Raw genomic sequence first — 26,272 nt, 5'->3', positions numbered from 1 at the left:
AGAGTGAGGTCCGTCACAACGTCATCGAGGGATCGCGCCACTCCAGCCGGTAGAGCGTCAGGGCCTTCTCCTTGCCCTTCACCTGGACGGGAGGCAGTTGCTGGACGGGCCATTCCTTCGCGCTCCAGCGCTGGAAGGTCGTCTCGTTCATGCAGATCTCCCCGTCCCTGGCGGCGGAGCACACCCGGCTGGCCACGTTGGTGGCGTCTCCAATGGTGGCGTACTGCACGTACTGCTCGGAGCCGATGTTCCCGGCCGCCACCCGGCCCGTGTTGAGGCCCACGTGGATGTTCAGCTCGGGCCGGCCCTGGGCCCGCCAACGTGCGTTGAGCTCGGCCAGCGCCCGCTGCATCTCCACCGCGGCGCGCACCGCCCGGTCCGCGTCGTCCGGGTGGGAGAACGGCGCGCCCCACACCGCCATCAGCGCATCACCGATGTACTTCTCCAACGTCCCCTCGTACCGGAAGACGATGTCCGCCATCACCGGGAAGTAGTCGTTGAGCAGATCCACCACCTGCCGGGGCTCCAGCGTGGAGGAGAGCGCGGTGAAGCCACTGATGTCCGAGAAGAGGACCGTCACCTCCGTCTCGATGGTCTCCAGGGGGCCGCCCCTGGCCATCTGCAGCTTCTTGAGGGTGGCCGGAGGGAAGAAGCGCAGGTAGACGTTGCGCAGCACCGCCTCCTCCTCGAGCCGCTTGGAGAGGAGCGAGTTGTCGAGCGCGATGGCCGCCTGGTTGGCGAAGGCGGTGAGGAACTCCAGGTCCTCCTCGCTGAAGCCGTTGGGCCGCGAGAGGTTGTCCACGTACAGCACGCCGAGCACCTCGTCCCGGGGCTTGAGCGGAGCACACATGGAGGCCTGGATGGACTGGAGCACCACCGAGGCGGCGTCATCCAGGCGGGGATCCAACCGGGCGTCGGAGAAGAGCGCCGCCACGCTGTGCGAGCGCACGTAGTCGACGATGCGCTGGCTGAAGAACGGGCCGGAGGGAGCCTCGCCGGACGCGGTCCGGGCCACCCGGGGGACCAGGCGCCCACTGGCGGCATCCACCAGCAGGATGGCCGCCCGGTCCACCTCCATGATTTGAAAGACGAGGTCCAGGATGCGCTCCAGCAGCGCGTCGATGGAGCCGGGCGAGGAGAGCAACTGGCTCACCTTGAGCAGCACCTGCAGCTTGTCGGTGGCGCGGTTCTCCCGGTTCGCGTGCCGCACCTTCAGGGCCGAGCCCTCGCCGGGCTCCGAGTGCCGCTCCAGCAGCTCGTCCATGGAGCCGGGAGAGAAGCGCGTGTGGAGCGGCTGCACCTGCGTGGGCGACAGGTCCACCGGCAGCGGGACCGAGGAGGACACCAGCTTGAAGCGGACCTCGCCACACCGGAAGGCCTCGCCGCCCCGCAACTCGTGGCGCTCGATGCGGGCCTCGTTGACGAATGTCCCGTTCTTGCTGTTCAGGTCGACCAGGAGGATCCGCTCGCCCTCGCGCTCGAGCCGCGCATGCCGCCGCGACAGGCTCTTGTGGAGCACGCAGATGGTGCTCTCCTCCGTACGGCCGATCGTCACGGCCCCTTCGGGGAGCTCGAACACCTGCTCATCCAGCAGGCCCGGATTCATGATGAGCTGCATAGACACTGGACGTTATCACCCGTGTATTTCGATGGAGGCCGTCCGGTCCGAGCTGGACACCCGCTGATCCCGGCGGGACATGACCTCATGGACCCCCAGCTCCGTGCCGCAGCCGGGGAGATTCCTCGTTCCCAACTCCTGGCACTCGAAGCCCGCCTCCACCCGGGGGAGGAGATGCGCCCCGATGAGGAGCTGATCCTTCCCGGCCAGCAGGGCCAGGCGGGCCGCGGTATTCACCGGCTCCCCGAGCACCGTGTAGTCCAGCCGGCCCAGGCCCCTGGCGCCGATGCTGCCGCAGAGCAGCTCGCCCGAGTCCAGGCCGATGCACAGGCCATGGGCATACGGGGAGGAGTCCCCGGAGCGGAAGGCCATGGTCCGCAGCTGCTGCCGGGCCGCCAGACAGGCCTCCAGGGCCCGGCCCAGGTGTCCCTGGCCCCGGAACACCGCCATCACCGAGTCCCCGACGAACTTGTCCACCACGCCGCCCCGCGAGAGCAGCTCCGGGACGATGACCTCGAAGTTGGCGTTCAACCGGCGCACGGCCGCCTCGGGCTGCTCCCGGTGCACCACCGGCGTGAAGTCCTCGAGGTCCAGGAAGGCCACCGTGGCCTCCACCCGCTCCCCCTCCATCATGTCCGGGCCGCGCATCAGCGGGGTGGCCCGCTCGAGGATGCCGCCGTGCACGAACATCCGCAGCAACTGGTTCTCCTCCGCCGAGCGCACCATCTGGCGGAACTCCTTCACGTACTTCAGCGCCTTGGCGAGGGTGGCCTCCAAATCCTGGAAGTCGATGGGCTTGACGAGGAAGTCGAAGGCCCCGCGGTTCATCGCCACGCGGATGTTGCTCATGTCGCTGTAGGCGGAGACCATGATGACCTTGACGAGCGGATTCACCTCGCCCACCCGGGCCAGGAAGGTGAGCCCGTCCATCCTCGGCATGTTGATGTCGGACAGCACGACATCCGTATCCGGGTGCTGGCGCAGCTTCTCCAGCGCGTCCTCGCCATCGCTGGCGAAGATGAGCTCGTAGACCTTGTCCCGGATGAACTTGCGGAAGCGCTGCCGCATCAGCAGCTCCACGTCCGGCTCGTCATCGATGACGAGGATCTTCGAGGCACGCGAGGGGCGGCTGGCCTCCACCAGCGAGGCGAAGGCCGCGGCCAGCTCCCGCGCGGACTGGAAGCGGCGCGTGGGGTCCGCGTCGAGGGCGCGCGAGAAGAAGGCGTCCACCCCCTGGCCCAGCTCGGGCACCAGCGAGGACGGCGGCTCGGCGAACGTGAGGGCATCCCCGCGGCCCAGCGCCCCGAGCGCATCCGCGGAGAAGGGGAACCGGCCGGTGAGGGACCGGTAGGCCACCACGCCCAGCGACCAGACATCCGTGCGGTGATCCACCCCGGCCTCGCCCCGCATCTGCTCGGGGCTCATGTAGCGCGGGGTGCCCATCACCCGGCCGGGCTGCTCGGAGAGGGCGGCGCCGCCGGCATTCAGCCGCGCCAGTCCGAAGTCGAGCACCTTCATCACCTCGGCGCTGTCGAGGCGGGCCAGGAAGAGGTTGGCCGGCTTGAGATCCCTGTGGATGACGCCGCAGGCATGCGCGGAGGCCAGCGCCCGGGCGATCTGGTTGAGCAGCGAGGACACCACGACGGGCGCCAGCCGGCCCTGCCGCTCCAGACACGTCTCGAGGTCCTCGCCCTCGAGCAACTCCATCACGATGTAGGGCGTGTCCCCATCGACGCCGTAGTCGTGGATCTGCACCACATGCGGGTTGCGCAGCTGGGCGACCGCCTTGGCCTCCTGCTCGAACTGGTGGCGAGCGGAGGCGGAAGCGATGCGCTCGGGCGCCATCAATTTGAGGGCGACCCGCCGCTGCAGCTGGGAGTCGAGCGCTACCCAGATGGCACCCATGCCGCCACCCGCGACCCTGCGCTCCAAGACATACCTGCCGCCGATCCTGCGTCCCGACATATCCTCGATCCACCTCGGGGACTGACCGGGATGGCCCATCCCGGCGGGAGCGACGGAGGACTCCGCCCTCCCCCGCCCTCCAACATTGGAGAACATCATCGCACAATGACCGGGGAGGCGTCGTGCGGCCTGGAGTGCACCCCTGCTGTACCGGAAGAGGGGTCATCGCGGTTTCCCACGGCGCGAATCCTGCTCACGGATGCGCGGGCCCGGACAGGAAGCATGCAGGGCACCGCTCGGCCCTGGCCCGGCCGCATGGCTCCGTGCAAGATGACTTCCTGGTGAACAGGATCCACCAGGAAAGCAGCGAGCCATGTCCTATTCGGAGCTCCTCTCCCAGGTTCCCCTCTTCTCGTCGCTCGGGTCCGACGACCTGGAGCGGCTCTCCACCAGCCTGCAACCGAGGCGCTACACCCGGGGGGAGATCATCTTCCACCAGGGGGACGTGGGGATGGACCTCTACATCATCCGCAAGGGCGAGGTGACCATCCGCCTCAGCTCGGCCGATGGCCGGGAGGTCACCCTGGCGCTGCTCCGGCGGGGAGATGCCTTTGGCGAGCTGGCGCTGCTGGATGAGGCACCCCGCTCGACGGACGCGGTGGCGCGCGAGGAGACGGCGCTGCTGACATTGAATCGCAAGGACTTCCAGAAATTCCTGGAAGAGCGTCCCCAGGTGGTGCCGGCCCTGCTGGCCGAGCTGAGCCGTCTGGTGCGGCGCGTCACGCAGACGGTCCACGACGCCAGCTTCCTGGATGCACGCGCCCGGCTGGCGCGCGTGCTGTTGGACCTGGCGCAGAGACAGGGGGAGTCCGGGAACGAGGGGGTGGCCATCACCCCCCGGCTCACCCAGACGGAGCTGGCCAACCTGGCCGGGCTCACCCGGGAGAGCACCAACCGGTGGCTGCGCTTCTACGCCCGCGAGGGACTGCTGTCCTACGAGGAAGGGCGCATCACCCTGTTGGAGCCCGACAACCTGCGGCTGAACGTGGAGTGAGTCAGCGCACGTAGCACTGGCGCAGCACGGAGATCATCGCGGCCACGTCCGCCGCGGCGGCCAGCTCGCGGATGGAGTGCATGGACATCATGGGGTTGCCCACGTCCACGGTGCGGATGCCCAGCTCGCCGGCGGAGATGGGGCCGATGGTGCTGCCGCACCCCAGGTCCGTGCGGGTGATGAAGTTCTGCGGCGTCACGCCCGCCTCGCGGCAGCAGAGGGAGAACCAGGCCGCGCTCTCTCCGTCGGTGGCGTAGGACTGGTTGGCGTTGGACTTGATGACGGGGCCGCCGCCCAGCACGGGCGCGTGCTTGGGCTCGTGCATGGAGGCGTAGTTGGGGTGCAGCGCGTGCGCCATGTCCGCGGACACCAGGTAGGAGCGCTGGATGGCCCGGTGCAGCGAGTCCCCCCGCCCGTCCGAGTGCGCCAGGGTGATGCGCTCGAGCAGGTCCCTCAGGAAGGGCGAGGCGGCGCCCTGGGCACTGACGCTGCCGCACTCCTCGTGGTCGTACAGGACGACACCGCAGGTGGCCTCGCGGGGCCCGCTCATGGCGAGCAGCGCGGACAGGCCGGCGTGGCTGCTGGCCAGGTTGTCCAGGCGCGGCGCGTGGAGGAACTCACCAAAGGCGCCGGAGCGGGTGGAGGGCTGCAGATCATAGAGGCACAGGTCGAAACCGAGGATGTCGGTCCGCTCCACCTGGGTACCGCCGCGGGCCAGCTCCGCGGTGAGCAGCGCCTCCAGGTCCACCGTGCCCGAGCGCTCCAGGGCGAGCACCGGCACCAGGTGCTCCTGCGCGTTGAGCTTGAGGCCCTCGGTGTTGACGGAGCGGTTGAGGTGGATGGCGAGGTTGGGGATGCGCAGCAGGGGGCGGCGGAAGTCCACCAGGTGGTGCGTGAGGCGCCCGTCCCTCCCCGTCACGACGCGGCCGGCGATCGACAGATCCCGGTCCATCCAGGTGCTGAAGAGGACGCCGCCGTACACCTCCACGCCCAGCTGGTGGAAGCCGGAGCGCAGCACGTGGGCCCTGGGCTTGAGGCGCAGGTTGGGCGAGTCGGTATGGGCGCCCACCAGGCGGAAGCCGGCGCGGTCCACCGGCACGGTGCCGAGGTGGAAGGCGGCGATGCTGGTGTCGCCACGGGTGACGTACACCTTGTCCCCGGCCTCGAGCTCCCAGGGCTCGCGCTCGTCGAGGGCGCGGTACCCCTGGGCGGTCAGGCGGCGGATGCTCTCGCGCACCGCGTGGTAGGGCGTGGGCGAGGCGTCGATGAAGGCCAACAGATCATTGGCGGCGGCGTCGGTATCGGAGGGAGTCATCCCCTCCAGGCTAGCGCCGCCGCCGGGCCCCGCCACAGGAAAGGCGAGGCCCTGCCGGTTAGCGGTTAGTTGGAACCCGCGGAGCCGGGCACGGTGGCCTGCTGGCTGCCCGCGGGTTCCGTGCCCTGGTACACGGCCGGGAGCGAGGCGGACACCGCGCCCACGTAGTAGAAGCCGTGGAAGCCATGGCGGTTCTTGCCGCCGAAGAGCTGCACGAAGTAGCGATCGCCATTGTCCTCGCCCTTGGTGCGCGTCACCCCGCAGTCCAGCTGCTCCTGCCGGGTCATGGCGCAGATCCACGCCGTGCCGCTGTTGTAGGCGATGTCCAGGGAGTAGACGCTGGGGAGCTGGTCCGCCAGGCGCAGGCCCATGGGCCGGTAGCTCGGATCCCCGGGCAGGCCCTTCACCTGGCGCGGGTGGATGTTGGCGCTCAGCACCAGCAACGCCCGCTTCCCGGACTTGCTGGCCACGTCCCGCACCGTCGACGCCATGGCCTCCTCGCGCGCGTCCCCCCGCAGCGCCGGATGATCGAAGGCGAAGACCTTCACGTCCAGCCCCTGGCCGCGCAGCTTGCGCAGGGCCTCGATGAGGTAGACCACGCCCTCGCTGTTGCGGCCATCCGGGTAGGGACTGCGCCAGAAGGGGCTCTCCATCAGCTTCGCCCAGTCATGCTCGGTGCCCGCGCTGGCCACGAAGTTCTCCAGCCGCTCCTGGTTCATGACCGGAATCTCCAGGCCCACCGTCACGGGGATGCCCTGGGTGGCCACCTGGCAGGCGCTCTGCGCGAGGAAGTGCGGCACCTGCTGCGTGCCGTGCAGCTCGCCCATCAGCACCACGTTGCCGGCCCGCGCCAGCTTGCCCAGACCCAGGACGGGCACGCCGCACTCGATGTTGGCCTCCTTCGTCACCACCACGTCGGGGCTCTCGCCGGACTTCTTGGCCTGCTTCTGGAGCGCCGGGGTGATGCTGTTGAACACCTTCCACTCCAGCACCATGTCGCGCGCGGTCTGCTGGGAGTGGCCGAGGACGGCGTTGTCGCCATTGACGGTCTGCATCGCCATCTGCCGCGCCACATCGCTGCCCACGGCCATCGGGTTGTCCTCGGAGCGCGAGTCCACGCCCCACACCAGGTCGGCGCCCGGGGCCTGCAAGGCCTTGTTCGCGCTGCGCGCCTCCCGGGTGATGATCAGCTTGCAGCGGTTGGAACCCTCGGGCTTCGCGACGACCATGTAGCGGTGCCAGTAGGCGGCGACCCGCGAGCTCATGAACTCCTCGCGCCACTCCGTCTCCAGCTGGGCCCCACCCGGAACCTCACGGAAGACGAACCCCCGAGACGCGAAGTAGGTGCGGACCTGCGGCCACACCTCGTCGAGCGGATACTCGTAGATGGCGTCTTCCTCGGGGGCGAAATCCACGAAACGCCCGGAACACCCCGCCAGCGCGGCCAGCAACAGCAGACAACCGAAGGCCATCCGTCTCATTCAGTACTTCCTCCTGGGTTCTCTCTCACTTCGAATCGATGGCCCGCGCACTGCCCGAGCGCACCGCCGGAGGCGAGGCCGAGACCGCGCCCACGTAGAAGACTCCGTGGAAGCCGGCCTCGCTCGGCTGGTCGAAGAATGAAACGAAGTACCGGTCCCCGTTGTCCTGCCCCTTCGTGGACCGCTCCCCACACTCGAGCGTCTCCCCCACGGAGCAGATCCACGCGGTCCCACTGTCGAAGGCCACGTCCAGCGACACCAGCGAGGGCACGCCGCGGGCGAGCATGTAGCCCATGGGACGGTAGCCCAGGTCCCACGGCAGGCCGGGCCGGGTGCGCGGGTGGACGTTGCCGGTGGAGATGAGGAAGAAGCGCTCCGGACCGGCCTCCACCTGGGACAGGACGCTCCGGGCCATGGCGGCCTCACGGACCTCGCCCTGCAGCTGCGGGTGATCGAAGACGAAGACCTCCACGTCCAGGCCCTGGGCGCGCAACCAGCGCAGCTGCTCCAGGAGCTGGGCCACCGCCTCGCTGCTGCGGCCGTCCGGGTAGGGGCTGCGCCAGAAGGGGCTCTCCATCAGCAGCGCCCGGTCATGCTCGGTGCCCGCGCTGGCGATGAATCGCCGCACGCGCTCCTGGTTCTCCACCGGCATCTCCAGGCCCACCGTCACGGGAATACCTCGCGAGGCCACCTGGCAGGCGCTCAGCGCCACGAAGCGGGGCACCTCGCGCGTGCCGTGCAGCTCGCCCAGCAGCATCACCTGGCCCTTCGCCGCCTTCCCGGTCAGGCCGATGATGGGCATGCCGCACTCGAACGAGACGTTGCCCGGCTCCTGCTTCGTCGCCGCCAGCGCGCGCCCCTCCTGGCCCTGCTTGCGCGCGTCCAGCCCCGGGGTGATGCGCTCCTTCATCACCCACTCCATGCCGAAGTCCCGCGCGCCCCGCAGCAACTCGCCCGTCGCCCCCACCGAGTCCGTGGACAGCACGATGCCCGCCACGGACTGCTGGGGCACGAAGCGCAGCCGGGGCTCGTCGCCGGGCGTGCGCACGTCGAACTCCTCCAGGCGGAGCGCTCCCCCCGGCAGGCCCTCATGGGAGGGGTCCGGAAGCCGGCTCACCTCCCACTCCGGCTGCTTCACGTCGTAGACGGGGGCCCCGTCCGGGCTGCGGCTGGAGCGGATGATCCACACCCGGCTGCGCGCCGGCCCCTCCCGCTTGCCAATCAGCGTGTAGCGGTGCCAGTAGCCCGCCACCGTCGAGCCGGGGAACTCCTCGCGCCACTCCGTCTGCAGCACGAAGTTGGCCGCGTCCTCCCGGTAGTGGAACCCGCCGTCCCTCACCCAGGTCCGCACGGCGGGCCAGACCTCCTCCAAGGGGTGCTCGTAGACAGCCTCCTCCTGGTGCTCCAAGCGGAGGATGCCCTGCCGCGAGGCGCACCCCATCAGCCCTCCCACCAGGAGAACCGAGATGAAGATGGCCGCTCGCATCCATTACCTCCCATCGGGCGTGAGGGCCCGCAGACGTCTTAACGATTGCGTCGCGCGGACATACTGCCTGGATTCGAGCGGATTTTCGCGGGGCCTATCCTACCCGCGCCCACCCCAGGACGGACGGAGAGTGTAAGGTGGCATCGCCAACCTTGAGCCAGAGTCGAGGGAGCGCGGCGGCACCAACCTGAGGGGTCTCGGGAACACTCCGCCCGCTCGTTCGTTCCCCGCGCGCCCAAGGAGGGGGGAGAACATGAAAGTCGTCGCGCGGTGGAGTGTGCTCGTCCTGCTGCTCATGGCCGCCACGCGGGCGGACGCGGCGGACGCGGCCTTGTCCCAGGAGGTCGAGGCGAACATCACCCGGCTCATCGAGGAGGAGCTCCGGGAGACCCGGGCCCCGGGCGCTGCGGTCGCCATCGTCCGGGATGGAGCGCTGGTCTACCTGCGCGCGTTCGGTGTGCGCAGCCTCGAGGAGCGCACGCCCGTCACACTGGACACGCTCTTCCGCCTGGGCTCCACCACGAAGATGATGACGGCGCTCACGCTGCTCGATGCCGCCGCGAAGGGACGGGTGAACCTGGATGCACCGGTCCGCACCTATGTGAAGAACCTGCACCCGGCCCTGGGCGGGGTGACCCCGAGGCAACTGCTGACCCATACGGCCGGCATGCGCGAGGCCTCGCCCTCGGTGCAGTCGAAGGACGACTCGGCCCTCGGCGAGATGGTGCGCGGATGGAAGGGGGACTACCTGTTCGCGCCTCCGGGAGACGTCTTCTCGTACACCGGCCCGGGGTATTGGCTCGCGGGGCTCGTCCTGGAGCGCGTGTACGGCAAGCCCTACGCCGAGGTCATGCGCGAGCAGTTCTTCCAGCCGCTGGGCATGGAGCGCGGCACCTTCAGGCCCACCGAGGCCCTCACCTACGACTTCTCCCAGGGCCACGAGGCCGCCGGGGACGCGCTGAAGATCGTCCGGCCCATGGCCGAGAACACCGCCATGTACCCGGCGGGCTCGGCGTTCTCGTCCGCCCGCGAGCTGGCCCGTTTCGCGACCCTCCTGCTGAACGGGGGCCTCGACGGCGAGCGCCGGGTCCTCGCGGAGAAGACGGTGCGCGACTTCTTCACGGGACAGGTGCCCCTGCCGGGCACGGACGTGGCGCGTTACGGCTTCGGCCTGGTGACGATGCGCATGGGGGAAACGGCGCTCTTCGAGCACGGCGGTGTGCGCCGGGGATATGGCTCTCACATCCGCTTCCTTCCGGAGCGCCGGGGCGCGGTCATCACCCTGACCAACGCGAATGGCGTCACCCTCCGCCGCTCCCTGGACCGCATCACCCGGACGGTGTTCGGCCTTCCGGACGAGCCGCCCCGGAACGAGCGGGCCGAGCCCCTCACCGCCGCCGGGGCGGAGCGCTACACCGGCACCTACGTGCACGCGGACCTCGCGAAGTTCACGGTGACGTGGGACGGCAAACGGCTCGTCCTGAAGACGGACAAGGAGTACCCCCTCGAGCGCACGGGCCCGGATACCTTCCGGACGGAGGACCAGCAGGAGCTCGCGTTCGTCGTCAAGCCGGGCCAGCCGCGAGCGAAGTACCTCCACATGGATCTGCTGAGCGCGATCCGCTCCGGCGGATGAGCTCACACGGAGGGCTCGTGGATTCACCGGGCGGGCTGGACGATGATGGCGGCACAGTTCCTCGGAGCCCCCCGTTGTCCGCCCTGCCCGCCCTCTCCTCCGCCCCAACCCCCACCACCTCCGAGCCCACCCAGACGTCCGAGCCATTGAGCGGCGCCCGCCGGGCCCTGGTGCTCTTCGTCGTCCAGGGAATCCCCCTGCTCGGCTTCTGCGCGGGCGTGTGGCTCTTCCTGCGCGAGGGGATCAGCGGCTGGGACCTCGGCCTGCTGGTGGGGATGTACCTGCTCACCATGGTGGGCATCGAAGTGGGCTTCCACCGTTACTTCGCACACCGCACCTTCGAGACGACACGCCCCCTGCGCGCCCTCTTCCTCATCCTCGGCTCGATGGCGGGACAGGGCTCGGCCCTGCTGTGGAGCGCCGTGCACCGCACGCACCACGCCCATACCGACCAGCCGGGAGATCCCCACTCGCCGTTGCTCGGCCGGAAGGGCGCATGGGACGGGCTCCGCGGCTTCTGCTGGGCCCAGTTCCTCTGGTACCTCGAGATGCCCGCCATCGGCCACTTCGGCCGCCTCCTGGACAGCCACCGCGCCTCACCGGCCGACCTCCTGGCCGCGCGAGAGGAGGACCAGGCCCACCGCATCGCGCGCACCCTCCCCGACCTGCTGCGCGACGAGCCCCTCGTGCGCCTCAACCAGCGCTATGGCACCTGGATGCTGCTCGGCTTCGCGCTGCCCACCCTCGCGGGAGGCCTCGTCACCGGGACGTGGGCCGGTGCGCTGCGCGGGCTCGTCTGGGGCGGCCTCGTCCGCTACTACCTCGTCCAGCAGGTGACCTTCGCCATCAACTCGGTGGGCCACACGGTGGGAGTCCACTCGATGAACAGCCGTGACACCAGCCGCAACAACGGGGTGATGGCGCTGCTGACGCTCGGCTCCGGCTGGCACAACAACCACCACGCCTTTCCCGGCTCGGCCCGCGTCGACTTCCGGTGGTGGCAGGTGGACCCGGGCGGCCTGCTCCTCCGCCTGCTCGCACGGCTCGGGCTCGTCTGGGACCTGCGCGAGCCCTCTCCGGACGCCCTCCTGGCCGCCCGGATCGACCGCTGAACGACAGACGCCCTCGACTCCGGGCCCACTGGCCGTCTGACACCCGGCGCCCCACCTTGCTCCTCCGCCACCGACGGAGGAGCAACGGATGGACTGGCGCTCCCTGACCCTCTCCTGTGCCGTCTCCGTCCTCCTGGCATGTGGTGGGCACGGGCCCGAGCCGTCCGCGCTCTCCTGGGAGACGGTGCCCCCCTCGGATCCGCGCATCCAATACACGGGGTGGGTGGACGTCTCCGGGGACTCCGCCGTGTTCTCCTACCCGGGCGTCTCCATCAAGGTCCGCTTCTGGGGAGATGCCCTCGAGTTGTCGCTGAACGAGCAGGGCCCCGCCGACACGGCGAGGCCCAATTACTACCAGGTTACCCTCGACGGCGGAGCGCCGGTGAAGCTCGCGGTCCGCACGAGCCAGACGGTGTATGAGATTGCCCGCGCTCTTCCCCTGGGCGAGCACACCGTCGAGCTCACCAAGCTGACGGAGAGCGATGTCGGCCGGAGCGAGCTGCGGGGCTTCCGGGTCCGCGGCCAGCTCCTGGAACCCCTGGCCCGGCCCGGCACGAGGCTCGAGTTCATCGGAGACTCCATCACCTGCGGCTACGGCAACGAGGTCTCCCTCCCGGAGTCCAGCAACCCGGGGACGGGGTTCCACTCCGTCAACCAGAACGTCACGAAGGCCTACGGCTGGCTCACCGCACGCAACCTGGGCGCCGAGGCGGTGGTGGTCTGCAACTCGGGCCGGGGCATCTACCGCAACAACACGGGCGATACGGTGAACACGGTGCCGCGCATCTACGGCCGCGTCTTCCCCAACCAGGACGAGCCGCGCTGGGACTTCACGCGCGCACCTCCGGACATCGTGGTGCTCAACCTGGGGACGAATGACTTCCATCCGGGAAGGCCGGACGCCGCCCTCTTCCAGGCCTCCTACACGGACTTCGTCACCCGGCTCCGGGGTCGGTACCCCCGGGCGCGGATCATCTGCGCCGTGGGCCCCATGCTGAGCGACGGATACCCGGCGGGGCAGTTCCACTGGAGCACCCTCCAGGAGCAGGTGTCCTCCGTGGTGAAGGGGTTCAACGACCGGGGCGACCCCCGCGTGCACTACCTCGCCTTCACCCCGCAGAGCGCGCCCTATGGCGAGGACTGGCACCCGTCCGCCGCCACCCACCAGGCCATGGCCACCCGGCTGACGGAGTTCATCCGCGCCCTGCGGTGACACGCCGCCTCTCCAATCCCTGACGCCACTGTGTAGAATTACAGCCTCATGGATTGACATCCATTGCGACGCCTGGCTGCCCGGCGAGCAGGCATCGGCGCGATGTGTTGAGTACAAAATAAACTTGATGGATGCTCATTTCGCTCGGACAGCGGCCCATCGCCGCCGTCGAGCAGGAGTTCCCGAGCCACGATCCATCCCATGCCTCTCCGGGCGCCGGGGCGATGAGCCTCGTCTGGCGCGACGGGAAGGCCGCGTCCCGAAGTCTGTCCTTTCTTCCTGCCGTTGTCTGTCTTCCATTCATCGAGAGAATCCACCCGTGAAGAAACTGCTCGTGTTGGCTGAAACCCTGCTCATCCTCGCTGGCGCTGGTTGCGGCGCACCCGACACCGGGGATGAACCCGAGACCCTCACGACAGCGGCCGACGGACTGACGGTGCAGAACTGCACGGCGCTCACCGCGAGTTCGGTGATTGCATCCGGCAATGACGGCAACGTGCCGGGCAATACGATGGATGATCGGCTCGACACGCGCTGGAGCAACCTCGGCAAGGGCTCGTGGATCGACTACGACCTGGGCGCCGAGAAGGCCATCTCGGGAGCGGCCATCGCGTGGCACGCGGGAAACCTGCGCGCCAACAACTTCAGCCTGATGGTGTCCTCGGACGGGGTGAACTACACGCAGGTCCACAGCGGCACGAGCAGCGGCACGACGACGGCGGCGGAGACGTACACCTTCGCCACGCGCACCGCGCGCCGCCTGCGCATCTACGTCAATGGAAACACCTTGAACGACTGGGCCAGCATCGCCGAGGCCCGCGCGTGCGCGGCGCCCACCGCCTCCACCGTGGTGTGGCGCGGCGACTTCGAGACGGGAGACCACAGCCAGTGGACCCGAACGCAGATGGTCAGCTCGGACCGGCTGCAGGTGGTTCCGTCGCCGGTGCGGCAGGGCAGCCATGCTCTCAAGGCGACCGTGCGCCAGGGCGATGATCCCATCAACTCCAGCGGCAACCGTAACGAGCTGGTGCGGATGACGCGCGAGCCGGTGGGCTCGGAGTACTACTACCGCTTCAACACGATGTTCGCCTCGGACTTCCCGAGCGTGAAGACGTGGCAGCTCTTCACCCAGTGGCACCACGAGGGCAGCAGCGGTTCGCCGCCGGTGGAGTTCTACGTGTATGGCGAGGAGATGCGCCTGAACATCGGCGGAGACCCCGGCGTCATCGTGTGGAAGGCCCCGCTGGTGCGTGGGCAGTGGCAGGACTTCATCCTGCACGTGAAGTGGTCGCCCGACGCCACCGTGGGCTTCGTCGAGCTGTACCACAACGGCAAGCTCGTCCTGCCCAAGCGCAACATCGCCACCCAGTACGCCGGGATGCTCAACTACCTGAAGGTGGGCCTGTACCGCAGCGACACCGTCACGCAGACGGGCGTCGTCTACCACGACGGGTGGACCATGGCTCGCACCCTCGCGGACGTGCTCTGAGCCGTTCCCGAAAACCCGAGGTCAGGGCGGGTCAGGCCCGGAATCGGTCTTCTTCATGATGGAGTCAGTGCGCCAGGGCGGAGTATGGATATGCACCTCCCTTGGAGCCTGCCCTATGAAGACACCCACGCCCTTCGTCCTCCCCGCCCTGCTGCTGCTCACGCTCGCCCCGGCCGCGGTGGCCCAACCCGCGTACAACGAGGTGCGCCAGAAGTCATCGCACAACTCCTACCAGCGCGACGAGGCCCTGCTGGATCAACTCGTGTACCACCGCGTCCGCTCGCTCGAGCTCGACATCCACAATGGCAAGAGCGGCTGGTCCAAGGTGACGGGCAACTGGTTCGTCTACCATACGGACATCGTCGACAACGGCACCACCTGCCACCGGCTCTCCGACTGCCTGGACGAGCTGCGCGCCTTCCACCTCGCCAATCCCAACCATGAGGTGGTGACGCTCTGGGTGGACCTCAAGGACAACTTCGAGTCCGGCCGCATGCCCCAGGACCTGGACAACCGCATCACCGCGCACCTGCCCGCGTCCTGGCTCTTCAAGCCCTCGGACGTGATGGCGGCGTGCCCGGGCGCCACCAGCCTGCAGGCGGCGGTCACCGGAGCCTGTGGCTGGCCCTCCACCTCGGCCCTCGAGGGCCGCTTCATCATCGCCCTCACCGGCGGAGACGTGTCCTCGTCCACCAGCAAGCTCAACACCTACGTGTCCAACGGCTCCACGGCCACCAGCCGTGTCGCCTTCGTCGCGCCCAACCTCACCAGCACGGCGGCGATCGGCTCGAGGAACTACGTGGTGTTCTTCAACCTGGAGAACGCCAACGCCTCCCTGGCCTCCAGCGTGTACCCGGCGGGCTTCATCAGCCGGGTGTGGGGCGTGAACGACTCGTCGTCGTGGAGCCGGGCGGTGTCGGCGAGCGCGAACCACATCGCCACGGACAAGGTGAGCTTCCACCAGGACGGCTGGGCGGTGACGCACAATGGCCTCGGGTGGCCCTTCGGGTGCATCGGCTCCTGGCCGTGCGGCGGCTACGCGGAGGACGTGGACGTCATCGGCGCCGAGGTGAACTCCGGAGACATCTGGGGGAGCAGCGACAGCTTCCTGTTCGCCTCCGAGTACAACGGCGCGGTGACGACGACCACCTGGACCGCGGCGGTGAACACGCCCAACAGCCACGTGGACGAGTGGGCCAAGGGGTGCCTAATGGTGCGCGAGAGCACCGCGGCCAATGCGCGCTACTTCGCGGTGTGCCGCCCGGCGGACAGCCAGAAGCCCCGCCTCCAGTACCGCACGAGCACGGGAAGCTCCACGTCCTCGGCCGAGGTGGACATCGTCGCGGGGGACACCGTGGACCAGGAGAGTGTCACGTTCCTGCGCCTCACGGTGCAGTACGACGGGACGCAGACGTGTGCGTGGGGATACGGCTCGCAGAACGCCTCGACGTGGAAGCTGATCGGCAGCAGGTGCTTCTCCGGTCTGCTGGGCCACCAGGGTCTCGCGGCCAGCTCGCATGGCAGCGGCCCGGTGAAACTGCTCTTCGGCAACGTGAAGCGGGGCTCGACGCTCTACCGCCAGGCCTCCTTCCCCTCCAAGATGGCCGTGGGCAGCGGCGTGAGCGGCTGGCGGCTCTTCGACGGGGTGTTCTGAGCACGGTAGAATGCCCCCCATGCCGAGGATGTGGGAGCGAGTGAAGGACGTCTGGCACCGGGCGCGCGAGCGCTGGTGGGTGCGCCAGTTGATGGACCTCGCGCTGGTGGGGCTCGTCTTCCTGGCGGTGATGGCCTGGCAGACCCGCAAGCTCCCCACGGACGCCCCCGCTCCGGACTTCACCCTGCGCACCCTCTCCGGCGGGCAGGTGCGCCTGTCCCAGCTCCAGGGCAAGCCCGTGGTGCTCGCCTTCTGGGCTCCCTGGTGCGGGGTCTGCAAGGCCGAGTCCTCCACCCTCTCCGCGCTCCAGGGCATGGTGGGCAACTCCGCGCACGTGCTGTCCGTCGCGGTGGCCTACGAGGACGAGGAGGACGTGCGCCGCTTCGCCCGGGAGCACGCGGTGGACTACCCCGTGCTGCTGGGAAGCGAGGAGCTCCGGCGGGCCTACGGCGTCGAGCAGTTCCCCACCACCTTCTTCGTCACCCCCGAGGGGCAGCTCGAGCGGGCGGCCGTCGGCTACACCACCCGCCTCGGACTGCTCTGGCGGATGTGGCTGTAGCCGCGCCTGCTCCGCTCACGTCAGGCGATCCACCAGGTACCAGATCAGCGCCGTTCCCAGGCAGCAGGGGACGAGCAGGCCGCCCGTGTCCGAGGAGAACACCAGCGTGCCTTCTCCCGCCGGCAGCAGCAGGGAGAGGACGCCCACCAGCCACGTGAGGACGAGGCCGAACACGCGCCGCACGGGCCGCTCGGGCGGGGGCAGGCGCTGGAGGAGCTGCTCCCGGAAGGCGTCGTCGGTGGGGCCGGTGGGCAGTTGCCGCTGGAGCAGCGTGTCGAGCCAGGCCTCGTCATCGCGGACGTTCATGGGACCTCCTCCAATTGCCGGCGCAGCTTCTCCTTCGCGCGCGCGACATGGGTCTTGAGCGTCCCCACGGGGCAGTCGAGGACGACCGCCGCCTCCTCGTGGGTCAACTCGTTGGCGTAGGTGAGCACGAGCGCGGCCCGCTCGCGGGGCTTGAGCAGGGCGAGCGCCTTCTCCAGATCGTGGCGCTCCAGGACCAGGTCCGGCAGGGCCAGCTCGGCGTTCCCGGCCTCCAGGAGCGGAGGCTCCGGTGGGACATCACGGCTGCCCCGGTCCCGGCTGAAGAAGACATTGCAGGCGATGCGATAGAGCCAGGAGGAGAACTTCGCCCCGCCCCGGTATCCGCGCAGCCCCCGGTAGGCGCGCAGGAAGGTCTCCTGCGCCAGATCATCCGCCTGCGCCAGGTCTCCCCCCGTCAGCCGGCGCAGCAGCCCGCGCACCGCGGACTGGTGCCGCGCCACCAGCTCGCCAAAGGCGCGCCGGTCGTCACGCATGAGCACACGGGTGATGAGCTCGGCGTCGGTGGGGGCTTCAGGGAGGGAGGCCATGGGGAGGGAGGACTAGTGCTGGGGCTCCGGCGCGAGCGCGGCCGCCACTGCACCCCGTCCCTGCTGCAAACGCCAGACAATCATGTGTCCCACGCCGATGAGCAGGAGCGTCACTCCCGCGCCCCAGGCCCCCTGCGAGTCCGGCAGGGCACCCAGGAAGATGGTCAGCCCCACCCCCGTGGTGGACAGGATGATGCCCCGGCGCAGATCCGAGGGCTTCCGGCGCGGAACCGGCGCGAGCAGCCCCTGGGGAATCTCCGCCCCCTTCTCCACCATCAGCCGCACCGTCTCGTGGAGCTGGCGCGCCCTGCGGTAGCTGGCCACCAGGAACGCCAGGAAGCCCGTGAGCATGCAGCCGAAGAAGGACATGCTGACGACCGCGGGGGTGGGATCGAAGTCATTCTGCCCCCGCCGCGCCTCACGCATCTGGAGGAGCTCATAGAGCTGCTGGTTGGAGAGCCGCCCCTCCGGGTCGAGCCGCTTCGCTTCCGCCTCGAGCTGCTGGATGTCGGATTCCAGCTGCTGCCGCTCGGCATCGAGCTCACGCTGGCGGGCCTCCAGCTCCTCGCGCTGAGCCGCCAGCTCCGGAGGCAGCGGGGCCTTCACGGCGGGGCCCGCGGGAGGCGTGGACGGGGTCGCGGGGGTCTCGGGCACGGGGGCGGACGCGGCCCGCCCTCCCGCGAGGGTGGCCAGGAGGCACACGGTGAGAAACGAGGTCTTCATGAGGGAGTCCTTCCTTCTGTTTGACGGACGCTAGGACTCCCGGACCCGATTTCTTGGATTCACCCCCCTGTTTTTTTCCGGGTGCCGGCCTGTGGCATGGTGCGTCACCGATATGAGAACGCGCGACCGCCTGCTCCTGCTGATGCTGGGAACCGTCTGGCTCGGGCTTCCGGGCTGCTCTTCCACCCCCACGGACCCTCCCGAGGAGGGGCCTCGCTACGACGGAGGCCCGGTCTCGTGGCACCGGGACGTGCTGCCCATCGTCCAGGAGCGCTGCCAGGGCTGCCATACCCAGAACGGGGTGGCCCCTTTCGCGCTGGAGACGTACGGCGAGTCCTCCAGGATGCACGCGGTGCTGGCCGATTCGGTGCGGACGCGCCGGATGCCTCCCTGGATGCCCGCGGAGGGCCCCCACCGCTTCCGCGACTCAAGGCGGCTCACGCAGGGCGAGGTGGACATCCTCTCGGCCTGGTCCGAGCAGGGCGCCCCCGAGGGCGACCCCCAGGACGCGCCCGCTCCCCGAGAGCCCGCGCCGCCCCTGGCCTGGACCGACCTGACGATCGGCCCCGAGGAGCCCTACCTGCCCAAGGACACGGCCTCGGACGACTACCACTGCTTCCTGTTGGATCCCCACCTCACGCAGCGGCGGGATTTGATTGGCTTCGAGGTGATGCCGGGGGCAAAGCAGCAGGTGCACCATGTGCTGCTCTTCGCCGCGCCCCGCCAGGCGGCGCTCCAGCGGGATGCGCGTGAAGCGGAGCCAGGCTGGACGTGCTTCGGGGACTCGGGCATCGGGGGAGCTTCGCTGCTCGGCGCCTGGGCTCCGGGCTCGCCGCCCACGAGCTACCCGGAAGGCACGGGCGTGCGCGTGGCCGCGGACGCGGTCTTCGTCATGCAGGTCCACTACAACATCTCCCAGCGGCAGGCCGGCACCGTCACCGCGATGCACGGCGAGGCCCAGCCGGACCTCACGCGCATGGCGTTGCAGTTCGCGCGCGAGCCCGTGTCCAAGCTCGCCTCGCTCTACCCCCTGGTGGACGCGGAGTTCTCCATTCCCCCGGGAGCCACCGGGTACACCCACCACACCGAGCAGTACGTGCCCGCGGGCACCCTCTGGGGCGTGCTGCCGCACATGCACACCAAGGGCAGGCGCATCCAGGTGGAGCAGGGCGGCGAGCGCCTCGTCGAGATTCCCGCGTGGGACTTCCACTGGCAGCAGATGTACTTCTACAAGCAGCCGGTGCGCGTGCCGCTCTTCAGCCAGATGAAGCTCTCCTGCACCTGGGACAACCCCACGTCCCGCACCGTGACCTGGGGCGAGGGCACGGATGACGAGATGTGTCTGGCCTACCTGTACATGACGGAATGACGCGCTCGCGCGAGCACGGCGAGGAACACCGATGAAGCGGCAAGGAACAAGAAGTGGAGCCATGGGGCGGGCGGCGCTCGTGGGCGCACTGCTCTGCACCGGCCTGCCGGAAGCCCGGGCCGAGGCGCCGGACGCGGGTGCTCCGGTGGCGGACACCGCCCAGCGGCGCGGCATCCTCACGCTGCGGGCCTCCTGGCGGACGGGCGTGCCGGACTACATGGGCGGCTCGCTGACGGTGAACGCCATTCCGCTGGTGGACGTGGAGTTCGGAGTCACGCTCGTCAATCCCCTCATCAGCTCCCTGTATCTCCGGGCGGGCCCCCGCTGGAGCCTGTACGAGGGCCGGAACGACGCGGGACGGGGCCTGTCGCTGAGGATGTCGGCGCTCGCGGGTGTTCGCGGTACCAGCACCTACGTGGTGAGCCAGGGAGGCATTGGCGGGCAGTGGGGGCTCAACGCCGTGGCGACGCTCGAGGGCACGTACTGGCTGGCACGCTACTTCGGCGTCAGCGCGCAGCTCGTCGCCGGAGGAACCACCTACTTCCCCCTGCGGAGGCCCGTTCAGGTGTTTCTGGGCCCGCTGACGCCCGACGCCCGCTTCTCCCTGGGCCTGTCCTTCTGAGCCGTCAGGGAGACGTCTTCGACTGCTCGACGGCGGGGTAGTACCAGACCCGCTTCACGAGCCCCTCACGGATCTCATAGACCCCGAGGGCCGCCTGCGAACGGCGGCCGGACTTCCCCGTCCAGGAGACCCGCTCGCGGAAGGCCACGTACGGGCCGGTGATGGTGACGTGCTCGATGACGGACTCCACGTCCCGCACCGACGCGAAGTAGCCCGCCATCGACTGCTTCAACACCTCGCGCCCCACCGCGTCCACGCTCACCTTGCTTCCATCGACGCTGAGGTACTCGAAGTCCTCGTGGACGAGCGCGGCCATCCGCTCCGGAGCATGCTGGTTGAAGGCCTCCACGAGGGCCCGGACGACTCCGAGCGCGGCCTCCGCGGACTCGTCCCGCGCCACCGCCGGAGACAGCTCACGGCCCCGCTCCCCACGAGGCGCACAACCCCCGAGCAGCAGGGCAACGCCACCAGCGACAAGAACCCGCTCCTTCCACATCCGAATCAACATGGGCGCTTCTCCCCTCCCGCCGGACCCGGGTTGGATTCAGCGTGGGATGATGGGCCGGAACGTAGAGGGCGCCAGCGTTACCTGGAGTCCACCGCCTGAGCCTCGTCCTTGGACTCCAGGCGGCACCTCTCCAGGAGCTTCTTCTTCTCGGCGGCGTTGGCCGTCTTCCACTCGGGAAGTTCCGAGGCGACGCAGGTGGGCTGCATGGGCTGCGCGGGCTCGGTGGTCCGCGGCTCGGCCGTGACTACCGGCGAGCCGATCCCACTGGAGGCCGACAGTTCCAACTCCAGCAGCATGCCACGAATGGTCTCCGCTTCCTCGCGGCCCGTCATCTGCTCCCGTCCATCCCAGTCGAGCCGGGTGTAGACATCCTCCACGCACGCCGGCACCCAGCCCGGGGACTCATCGCTGCACACCTCACTGCCATTCAGGTTGGGCTTGCCAAACAGCTGCGCCTTCGTGGTGTCTCCCTCGGGCGTCAGCAGGACGTAGAACGTGGACCCCACCGTGTTCGTGGTGCCAGACACGATGCGGTTGGTGCCCGTCACGGTCGTCAACGCCGCGCGCTGGCCCTTGAAGACGTAGAGCGTGGCGCCGTTCTTGCGCTTCTGGCGATCCGTCACCTGGAAGCCGCGCTTGGAGAACAGCTCCGAGAGACGACGTGCCGCATCGTCCGTCGTCCCCGTGAGGACGAAGTGGGACTGCTTCTCCGGGAGCTGCGTCTGGCTGCTCGTGCGAACCACCTCGAAGCAACCCGTGCTCAACACCATCAGGCCCATCAGGGCCAACTCGTGGGTTTTCATGCGCTGCATCGTAGCCTCCATCAGAGCGCGCATGCCAACCGAAGCTGGTTCGCCCTCTCTGCCGACCTGACAACCGGCCTTCGAGGCGTGGCTTTCATCACATCGGCGCTCCGCCCCCTCATTCATCCATCAAGCGAGGACCGGTAGTAATGGAGCGGCCGACCAAACCACGAGCAGGCATATAATTGAATGGAAGAGCGAAACGACTCCCGTCGGCTTCCGTGAACTCGACATCTCCGACCTGGCAAGGGTCAGTGGTGGCTACACCAGCGAGGTGATGTTGAACCCGCAACCGCTGCCGCCGAGAGCGGCACACTATCTCTCGTCGTTTTTTTGGGTGAGGCTGAATCCGCAGCTCGAGCCACCAGGGATTCTGTTTTCGCTGGGGGTGTCTCTCTAGAGGTAGCTTATGTTGACACGCCTGCGTCCGCGCACACCGATGGCCCTGCTGTGCGGCGCCATTGCCGCTCTGTTCCTGATGAATCGCGGCAGCCTGACACCGCAAGCCCAAGCCCAGGGCGAGAACATGCCGGTCTATAACAAGCCCGACAGGACCTGTTCCTTGGCCACAAGGTCTCGGCGGCGGAGCGGACGATCGAAGGGAGGATCTCCACTACGAGAGCACAGGGCGAAGTGAGCCTGTGCATCCACCTCGGGCAAGCCTGACGAGGTTCCAAGGCATCTTCGCTCCAGACGTGCACCTGTGGGCATTTCTGATCCCCCAATCAGAAAGGAGGACGCGAGCAGGGCGATTGAACAGCGGACAGCAAGGAGCCGATAAAGGAGAGCAGGCCGCGAGTTGACGGGGCACAGGTGCTGAGCAGGACGTTCTTCGACGTGTTCGCCTGCGTGAGGTGTGCAGGTATGCGAGGCTCTTGGCGTACGTGAAGCAAGCGGGAGGAGTGCGAGCGATTCTGGAGTACCTGGGATTGGTCGCGACCGCCACCGAGCACGGCCCTCGTCTGTCCTCAAGTCCCCTCAGTACGTCGTCCGCCGGACGGGTACCTGATTCGGCGACCACCTCATCCAAGGTTCTTGCCACGTCTATAGGCAGCAACAGTACGCTCACACAAGGCCACCGAATAAGGCCGGGGCATGAATCCTCTTCCAGCCGTGATTGATCAAATTTGACCAGACCACTCAACTGACTTCCGTTATCAGTGCCAATCCGTCTCCATGGAGCGCACACTCATCGTGCCAAAGCGTAAAATAGCGAGGCCATCGGGATGATGACAGCGACAATGGCATCACTGCAACACATTCACGGATGAGCGCTTCCACCAAGGCGATTAAGCGATTCCTGCAATTCAGCCAACAGATCCGCTTGTCCGAACTCAATAGCGGCCTCATAAGAGCGAGTCAGCACCTCACGTGCTTGTTGCTCATTACCACGCCTGACCAAGCTGAGGCCATGGTGCCAGTCTGTCCTGATGACCCCTGCTCTATCGCCAAGAGTGACATAGACACCCCGTGCTTTTTTGTACAACTTATCGGCATCGTCGTAATGGTCTGTATCGGCAGCAATATCTCCGAGATGCAAGGACACGAGCGCTTGCCCCAGTCTATTACTCATAGACTCGTATAGCGGCAGCGCCTTCTCATATCTGAATTTGGCCTGCGTCAAGTCCGACAAGCGCATTGCCAGAACACCCAGGAGCATCTGCGTTTGGGCCTCTCCATGCTCGCTACCGAGAGATTGGTATACTGACAGCGCCTCTTCGTATTGCTTTCTGGCCTCCTTCCACTCCGACAATTTTAACGCCAGAGTCCCCAGGTCGATTCGCGTATCGGCTTCTCTCGAACGATTTTTGATGTTCTGGTATATCAACAGGGCCTCTTCGTATTGCTTTCTGGCGCCTTTCCAGTCCGACAAACGTACCGCCAGTTCTCCCAGGCTGCTTAGTGTGTCAGCCGTCGCCAACGGTTCGTTGCTCACTCGCAATATCGATAGCGCTTCTTCGTAGCGCGTCTTTGCCTCATTCCATTTCGACAAGCGATTTGCCGCATACCCCAAGCTCAACAACGCGTCGGCCTGTCCCGCTCGATTACCTATGGAGCGATATAGCGGCAAGGCTTCCTCGTAGTGCCCTTTGGCCTCTTTCCAGTCAGCGACACGAAATGCCAATTCACCCAGGCTCCTCAATGTTTTGATTTTCTCATAACTGTCTCCAACATCGCTGCCACCGACATCGCGAAACAAACCCAACGCTTCCCTGTAATGATCTTCGGCCTTCTTCCAGTCCGACATTTTCTGTGCCAGCTCCCCCAGTCCAAGTAGGGTTTTGGCCTGACTTTGTCTGTCGCCGATGTCGTGGAACAGGGCTAGCGCTTCCGTGTATCGACCTTTGGCCTCCTTCCAATCCGACAGTTTCAGCGCCAAGTCACCCATGCGCCGCAAGGTAATTGCCTGGCTTTGTCGATCGCCGATGGCTCTATATAGTGCCAATGCTTTTTTGTACTGCAGCGTGGCATTGCTCCAGTCCGACGTATCGTCCGATAAATCCCCCAATCTCCGCAGTACGTTTGCCTCGCCTTGTTGATCTCCTATGGCGAGATAAAGCAACAACGCGTCATCATAAGACGATCTGGCAGCTCCCCGCTCCGACATGATTAGAGCCCAATCTCCCAGACTCTGAAGTGTATTTGCCTCGCCCAGTCGATTGCCAATGGTGCGATATATATGCAGCGCATGGGCGCTCATTGCCTTCGCTTCCTTCCAATCAGCAGCAAGCAAAGCGATGTATCCCAGATTCCTCAGCACATGCGCCTCGCCCAATCGATCGCCTACTGCTTGATACAAAGTCATTGCCTTTTTGTACTGCGATCTGGCTTTCTCCTCCTCGGACAAGCGCAGGGACAACTCCCCCATTGCCAGAAGCGTGTTTGCCTCACCCAGTCGGTTGCCGATTGCTCGATAAATTGGCAGCGCCTCGTCGTATCTGTCCTTCGCTTCTTTTAGTTCCGAAACACCTTGTGCCAGATTTCCAAGATGTAGCAGTGCGCTTGCTTCCGCCCATTGGTGCTTTACTGCGCGGGCGCGCTGAAGGGTGTCTTTCGTGAGCTGCAGGGCTTGTGGAAAATGGGATGCCAATATGTGGGCATCTGTCTGGGACACCCGGCACCACCACCAGATGTTGCTGTCTTTTTTTGCTATTGACTCACAGCGAGAGAAGTACGCAGAGGCTCTGTCGAACCGTCCCGCCTCCCACTCCGTGATTCCCATTACTTGGAGCAGTTCTACAGCGCTCCTTGAGTCCGTGCGTAGCTTCTCCGAGGCACGCCGGAACAGGCGCAGCGCGCGCGGATAATCTGATCGTTTGTAGAAGTGCAACCCGCCGACGAAGAGGGTAAGCCCCAGTGCGTCTCCAGCCACGACTTGGGGCAGTTCCAGACTACCCAGCTCCAATACAGATGCAGAGAGGACTTTCTCGTAACTACTTCCCATTGCTGGCCATCCTTCTGCGGTGAGGGATGCGCGCGCGCAGAAAGAGCCAGCCTCTTTCTTGGGCAGATTCACATGGCTCTCGACAGATCCTGTTTGGATTCGAGAGTTGCCCTTGGCCTCGATCGTCGTGATGATGTTGACAAGGCTTCCCCCTCGATCCGTGGCTACCGGGCATACAGAATCCCCCCAGAGAAGGAGATCGGCTCCCATGGCCTTTCCGATAATGAGCGCCGCCGTCGCGTCTTTGATGACGCACCTCAGGCGGTACACCTCCAACTCCTCTCCCACGCGTACCTGTTCTAGCGGCGCCTCGTCTTCAAGGGCCACTCGGACCATGTAGTCGCGAAGTACTCTGTCCACCGCCTGGGCCGCCGTGCGCCCCAACTCGATGTCCTCCGCGCGCTCAGACCTAGGACGGAAATCTGCTACGACGAAATGGGTCGCCCCCGCGCGCTGAAATGCCTTTCGCTCAACCTTCTCCTCATCGCAATAGACAAGCTCATTCGCACTTCGAAGTTGAACGGACGAAGCGTTCGCCACTGGCCCGGAGGCAGCGGCGAACAGGACGGCCACAAGGTTAAGGACCGACATGTGCCTTGATGGAGCCGGTGGTGATAACGCCCTGGTCGCTTGCCTTGATGACCTGCCGGACGGTGGCGGAGCCCGACTTGCCGCCATGGATGGCTTCCACGCGTTCCGTCATGACACGGCCGTTGCCATCGGCCTCCACTCTCTGCTCAAGGCCAGGTTGGGTCGCCGGGGCCAAACCTCCCGCAGTGCTCGGACGACTCGCCGCGGGGGCTGGAGCGAGAGAGCCATTCCGTCCACCCGTGGCGCGTGTTCTCTTGGGGGACGAGGGGGCCGGTGCACGCGTCCCCTGGCCGACTTCCCTCCCATAACAATCGAGCCACATGTCCAACTTGCGTGGCGAAACATCCTTCGTCGCCTTGACGAGCTCCGCGAGTGTTGCCCGGTACTCCGGATACTGGTCCTCCACATTGGACAGACACCCGGTGAGCGACGTATTCCCGTTAAGCTTTACCCTGTCCACGCTCAACGCGCCATCGAGTTTGAAGCAGTTCGTCACCCGCGACCTTAGGTTGTCCGAACTCAGCTTCGTCTGCGCCAAGCTGTTGAAGACGGCTTCCTCGCGAGGCTCGCACCCGCACTTCTGCCGCACGCTCGCCAGTGTGGCGGGGCAGGCATCGGCGCTCCGATCCCCCCACCCGGGTGTCTGGGCGAGGCCGGACGTCATGCCTCCAAAGAAGAGCAATCCACAAAGGACTTGGTGCGCGTGTGCCATCTGTTCCTCTCTCTTGGCGAAGATCCGTTCCAGGTTAATCCCCCGCGGGTAATTGAGCTAAGGGAACGGCACATAGGGCGAATAAGAGGCCGATTTAGGATGTCCCCGGTGTCAGATAGTTGACGC

General features: G+C 67.1%; 21 protein-coding genes. 9 read left to right on the top strand and 12 right to left on the bottom strand.

Features of this window, described 5'->3' with window-relative positions; all coding sequences use genetic code 11:
• Positions 1-13 precede the first annotated feature (13 nt).
• Together Q664_RS33410 and Q664_RS33405 are read right to left on the bottom strand one after the other, a co-directional pair.
• Positions 14-1,618 carry an adenylate/guanylate cyclase domain-containing protein gene (locus Q664_RS33410; protein WP_043404885.1) on the bottom strand — a complete coding sequence of 535 codons (1,605 nt, stop codon included), beginning with the start codon at positions 1,616-1,618 and terminating at the stop codon, positions 14-16.
• Between the two features lie 15 nt (positions 1,619-1,633).
• A complete protein-coding gene (locus Q664_RS33405) occupies positions 1,634-3,583 on the bottom strand; it encodes a protein kinase domain-containing protein (protein ID WP_075207579.1) in 1,950 nt (649 codons plus the stop codon).
• Between the two features lie 313 nt (positions 3,584-3,896).
• Between Q664_RS33405 and Q664_RS33400 the strand changes: the two genes are divergently transcribed.
• Complete coding sequence (locus tag Q664_RS33400; protein WP_043404880.1) at positions 3,897-4,577, top strand: Crp/Fnr family transcriptional regulator; 681 nt, start codon at positions 3,897-3,899, stop codon at positions 4,575-4,577.
• Position 4,578: 1 nt separating this feature from the next.
• Here Q664_RS33400 and Q664_RS33395 read toward each other — a convergent pair whose 3' ends face one another.
• The 3 genes from Q664_RS33395 to Q664_RS33385 all read right to left on the bottom strand — a co-directional run bounded on the left by Q664_RS33395 (position 4,579) and on the right by Q664_RS33385 (position 8,859).
• Positions 4,579-5,892: a M18 family aminopeptidase gene (locus Q664_RS33395; protein ID WP_043404878.1), complete on the bottom strand. Its 1,314-nt coding sequence runs from the start codon at positions 5,890-5,892 to the stop codon at positions 4,579-4,581.
• A 65-nt stretch (positions 5,893-5,957) separates the two neighbouring features.
• Positions 5,958-7,373, bottom strand: a complete 1,416-nt coding sequence (locus Q664_RS33390) for a TraB/GumN family protein (protein WP_043404875.1) — start codon at positions 7,371-7,373, stop codon at positions 5,958-5,960.
• A 25-nt stretch (positions 7,374-7,398) separates the two neighbouring features.
• Complete coding sequence (locus Q664_RS33385; RefSeq protein ID WP_043404872.1) at positions 7,399-8,859, bottom strand: hypothetical protein; 1,461 nt, start codon at positions 8,857-8,859, stop codon at positions 7,399-7,401.
• A gap of 253 nt (positions 8,860-9,112) precedes the next feature.
• Here Q664_RS33385 and Q664_RS33380 point away from each other — a divergent pair, with 253 nt between their 5' ends.
• From Q664_RS33380 to Q664_RS33350, 6 genes are all read left to right on the top strand, one after another.
• On the top strand, positions 9,113-10,495 hold the full coding sequence (locus Q664_RS33380; protein ID WP_043404869.1) for a serine hydrolase domain-containing protein: 1,383 nt from the start codon (positions 9,113-9,115) through the stop codon (positions 10,493-10,495).
• A 74-nt stretch (positions 10,496-10,569) separates the two neighbouring features.
• Complete coding sequence (locus tag Q664_RS33375; RefSeq protein ID WP_052518989.1) at positions 10,570-11,607, top strand: acyl-CoA desaturase; 1,038 nt, start codon at positions 10,570-10,572, stop codon at positions 11,605-11,607.
• An 88-nt stretch (positions 11,608-11,695) separates the two neighbouring features.
• A complete protein-coding gene (locus Q664_RS33370; protein WP_052518988.1) occupies positions 11,696-12,820 on the top strand; it encodes an SGNH/GDSL hydrolase family protein in 1,125 nt (374 codons plus the stop codon).
• A 319-nt stretch (positions 12,821-13,139) separates the two neighbouring features.
• The gene (locus tag Q664_RS33360; RefSeq protein ID WP_043404864.1) at positions 13,140-14,309 is read left to right on the top strand and encodes a heparin lyase I family protein; all 1,170 of its coding nucleotides are present in this window, start codon (positions 13,140-13,142) and stop codon (positions 14,307-14,309) included.
• Positions 14,310-14,424: 115 nt separating this feature from the next.
• Positions 14,425-15,963: a Ca2+-dependent phosphoinositide-specific phospholipase C gene (locus Q664_RS33355; protein WP_052518987.1), complete on the top strand. Its 1,539-nt coding sequence runs from the start codon at positions 14,425-14,427 to the stop codon at positions 15,961-15,963.
• Between the two features lie 28 nt (positions 15,964-15,991).
• Positions 15,992-16,522 (top strand): peroxiredoxin family protein, encoded by a 531-nt coding sequence (locus tag Q664_RS33350; RefSeq protein WP_235216978.1) that lies wholly within the window; start codon positions 15,992-15,994, stop codon positions 16,520-16,522.
• A 15-nt stretch (positions 16,523-16,537) separates the two neighbouring features.
• Here the strand turns inward: Q664_RS33350 and Q664_RS33345 are convergent, their stop codons facing one another.
• From Q664_RS33345 to Q664_RS33335, 3 genes are read right to left on the bottom strand one after another with little or no spacing between them, the layout of a single operon-like run.
• Complete coding sequence (locus tag Q664_RS33345; protein WP_043404857.1) at positions 16,538-16,828, bottom strand: hypothetical protein; 291 nt, start codon at positions 16,826-16,828, stop codon at positions 16,538-16,540.
• Complete coding sequence (locus Q664_RS33340; protein WP_043404854.1) at positions 16,825-17,373, bottom strand: RNA polymerase sigma factor; 549 nt, start codon at positions 17,371-17,373, stop codon at positions 16,825-16,827. The genes Q664_RS33345 and Q664_RS33340 overlap by 4 nt, the downstream gene beginning before the upstream one ends.
• Before the next feature lie 12 nt (positions 17,374-17,385).
• Positions 17,386-18,096: a DUF6249 domain-containing protein gene (locus tag Q664_RS33335; RefSeq protein WP_043404852.1), complete on the bottom strand. Its 711-nt coding sequence runs from the start codon at positions 18,094-18,096 to the stop codon at positions 17,386-17,388.
• Positions 18,097-18,208: 112 nt separating this feature from the next.
• Between Q664_RS33335 and Q664_RS33330 the strand changes: the two genes are divergently transcribed.
• Both Q664_RS33330 and Q664_RS33325 read left to right on the top strand, forming a co-directional pair.
• The gene (locus tag Q664_RS33330; RefSeq protein WP_043404850.1) at positions 18,209-19,465 is read left to right on the top strand and encodes a monooxygenase; all 1,257 of its coding nucleotides are present in this window, start codon (positions 18,209-18,211) and stop codon (positions 19,463-19,465) included.
• Positions 19,466-19,496: 31 nt separating this feature from the next.
• Positions 19,497-20,087 carry a hypothetical protein gene (locus Q664_RS33325; RefSeq protein ID WP_152622481.1) on the top strand — a complete coding sequence of 197 codons (591 nt, stop codon included), beginning with the start codon at positions 19,497-19,499 and terminating at the stop codon, positions 20,085-20,087.
• A gap of 4 nt (positions 20,088-20,091) precedes the next feature.
• Here Q664_RS33325 and Q664_RS33320 read toward each other — a convergent pair whose 3' ends face one another.
• From Q664_RS33320 to Q664_RS62340, 4 genes are all read right to left on the bottom strand, one after another.
• On the bottom strand, positions 20,092-20,595 hold the full coding sequence (locus tag Q664_RS33320) for a nuclear transport factor 2 family protein (protein ID WP_084610526.1): 504 nt from the start codon (positions 20,593-20,595) through the stop codon (positions 20,092-20,094).
• Between the two features lie 77 nt (positions 20,596-20,672).
• Positions 20,673-21,407: a hypothetical protein gene (locus tag Q664_RS33315; protein ID WP_043404843.1), complete on the bottom strand. Its 735-nt coding sequence runs from the start codon at positions 21,405-21,407 to the stop codon at positions 20,673-20,675.
• A 1,252-nt stretch (positions 21,408-22,659) separates the two neighbouring features.
• Positions 22,660-25,434 carry a tetratricopeptide repeat protein gene (locus Q664_RS55375; protein ID WP_160174556.1) on the bottom strand — a complete coding sequence of 925 codons (2,775 nt, stop codon included), beginning with the start codon at positions 25,432-25,434 and terminating at the stop codon, positions 22,660-22,662.
• Positions 25,421-25,546, bottom strand: a complete 126-nt coding sequence (locus Q664_RS62340; RefSeq protein ID WP_268811427.1) for a hypothetical protein — start codon at positions 25,544-25,546, stop codon at positions 25,421-25,423. The genes Q664_RS55375 and Q664_RS62340 overlap by 14 nt, the downstream gene beginning before the upstream one ends.
• Positions 25,547-26,272 lie beyond the last annotated feature (726 nt).

The organism is Archangium violaceum Cb vi76 (assembly GCF_000733295.1).
Taxonomy (GTDB): Bacteria; Myxococcota; Myxococcia; order Myxococcales; family Myxococcaceae; genus Archangium; species Archangium violaceum.
Note: the sequence above shows the minus strand (reverse complement) of the source record. Positions and strands in the feature narration are given on the sequence as shown.

What these genes read in the sequence shown, in the direction of transcription:
- Q664_RS33340 (WP_043404854.1), bottom strand. Translation starts at nt 17,373, where the DNA reads ATGGCCTCCCTCCCTGAAGCCCCCACCGACGCCGAGCTCATCACCCGT.
- Q664_RS55375 (WP_160174556.1), bottom strand. Translation starts at nt 25,434, where the DNA reads ATGTCGGTCCTTAACCTTGTGGCCGTCCTGTTCGCCGCTGCCTCCGGG.
- Q664_RS33380 (WP_043404869.1), top strand. Translation starts at nt 9,113, where the DNA reads ATGAAAGTCGTCGCGCGGTGGAGTGTGCTCGTCCTGCTGCTCATGGCC.
- Q664_RS33315 (WP_043404843.1), bottom strand. Translation starts at nt 21,407, where the DNA reads ATGCAGCGCATGAAAACCCACGAGTTGGCCCTGATGGGCCTGATGGTG.
- Q664_RS33385 (WP_043404872.1), bottom strand. Translation starts at nt 8,859, where the DNA reads ATGCGAGCGGCCATCTTCATCTCGGTTCTCCTGGTGGGAGGGCTGATG.
- Q664_RS33350 (WP_235216978.1), top strand. Translation starts at nt 15,992, where the DNA reads ATGTGGGAGCGAGTGAAGGACGTCTGGCACCGGGCGCGCGAGCGCTGG.
- Q664_RS33390 (WP_043404875.1), bottom strand. Translation starts at nt 7,373, where the DNA reads ATGAGACGGATGGCCTTCGGTTGTCTGCTGTTGCTGGCCGCGCTGGCG.
- Q664_RS33410 (WP_043404885.1), bottom strand. Translation starts at nt 1,618, where the DNA reads ATGCAGCTCATCATGAATCCGGGCCTGCTGGATGAGCAGGTGTTCGAG.
- Q664_RS33395 (WP_043404878.1), bottom strand. Translation starts at nt 5,892, where the DNA reads ATGACTCCCTCCGATACCGACGCCGCCGCCAATGATCTGTTGGCCTTC.
- Q664_RS33405 (WP_075207579.1), bottom strand. Translation starts at nt 3,583, where the DNA reads ATGTCGGGACGCAGGATCGGCGGCAGGTATGTCTTGGAGCGCAGGGTC.
- Q664_RS33355 (WP_052518987.1), top strand. Translation starts at nt 14,425, where the DNA reads ATGAAGACACCCACGCCCTTCGTCCTCCCCGCCCTGCTGCTGCTCACG.
- Q664_RS33320 (WP_084610526.1), bottom strand. Translation starts at nt 20,595, where the DNA reads ATGTTGATTCGGATGTGGAAGGAGCGGGTTCTTGTCGCTGGTGGCGTT.
- Q664_RS33345 (WP_043404857.1), bottom strand. Translation starts at nt 16,828, where the DNA reads ATGAACGTCCGCGATGACGAGGCCTGGCTCGACACGCTGCTCCAGCGG.
- Q664_RS33330 (WP_043404850.1), top strand. Translation starts at nt 18,209, where the DNA reads ATGAGAACGCGCGACCGCCTGCTCCTGCTGATGCTGGGAACCGTCTGG.
- Q664_RS33370 (WP_052518988.1), top strand. Translation starts at nt 11,696, where the DNA reads ATGGACTGGCGCTCCCTGACCCTCTCCTGTGCCGTCTCCGTCCTCCTG.
- Q664_RS62340 (WP_268811427.1), bottom strand. Translation starts at nt 25,546, where the DNA reads ATGACGGAACGCGTGGAAGCCATCCATGGCGGCAAGTCGGGCTCCGCC.
- Q664_RS33325 (WP_152622481.1), top strand. Translation starts at nt 19,497, where the DNA reads ATGAAGCGGCAAGGAACAAGAAGTGGAGCCATGGGGCGGGCGGCGCTC.
- Q664_RS33400 (WP_043404880.1), top strand. Translation starts at nt 3,897, where the DNA reads ATGTCCTATTCGGAGCTCCTCTCCCAGGTTCCCCTCTTCTCGTCGCTC.
- Q664_RS33335 (WP_043404852.1), bottom strand. Translation starts at nt 18,096, where the DNA reads ATGAAGACCTCGTTTCTCACCGTGTGCCTCCTGGCCACCCTCGCGGGA.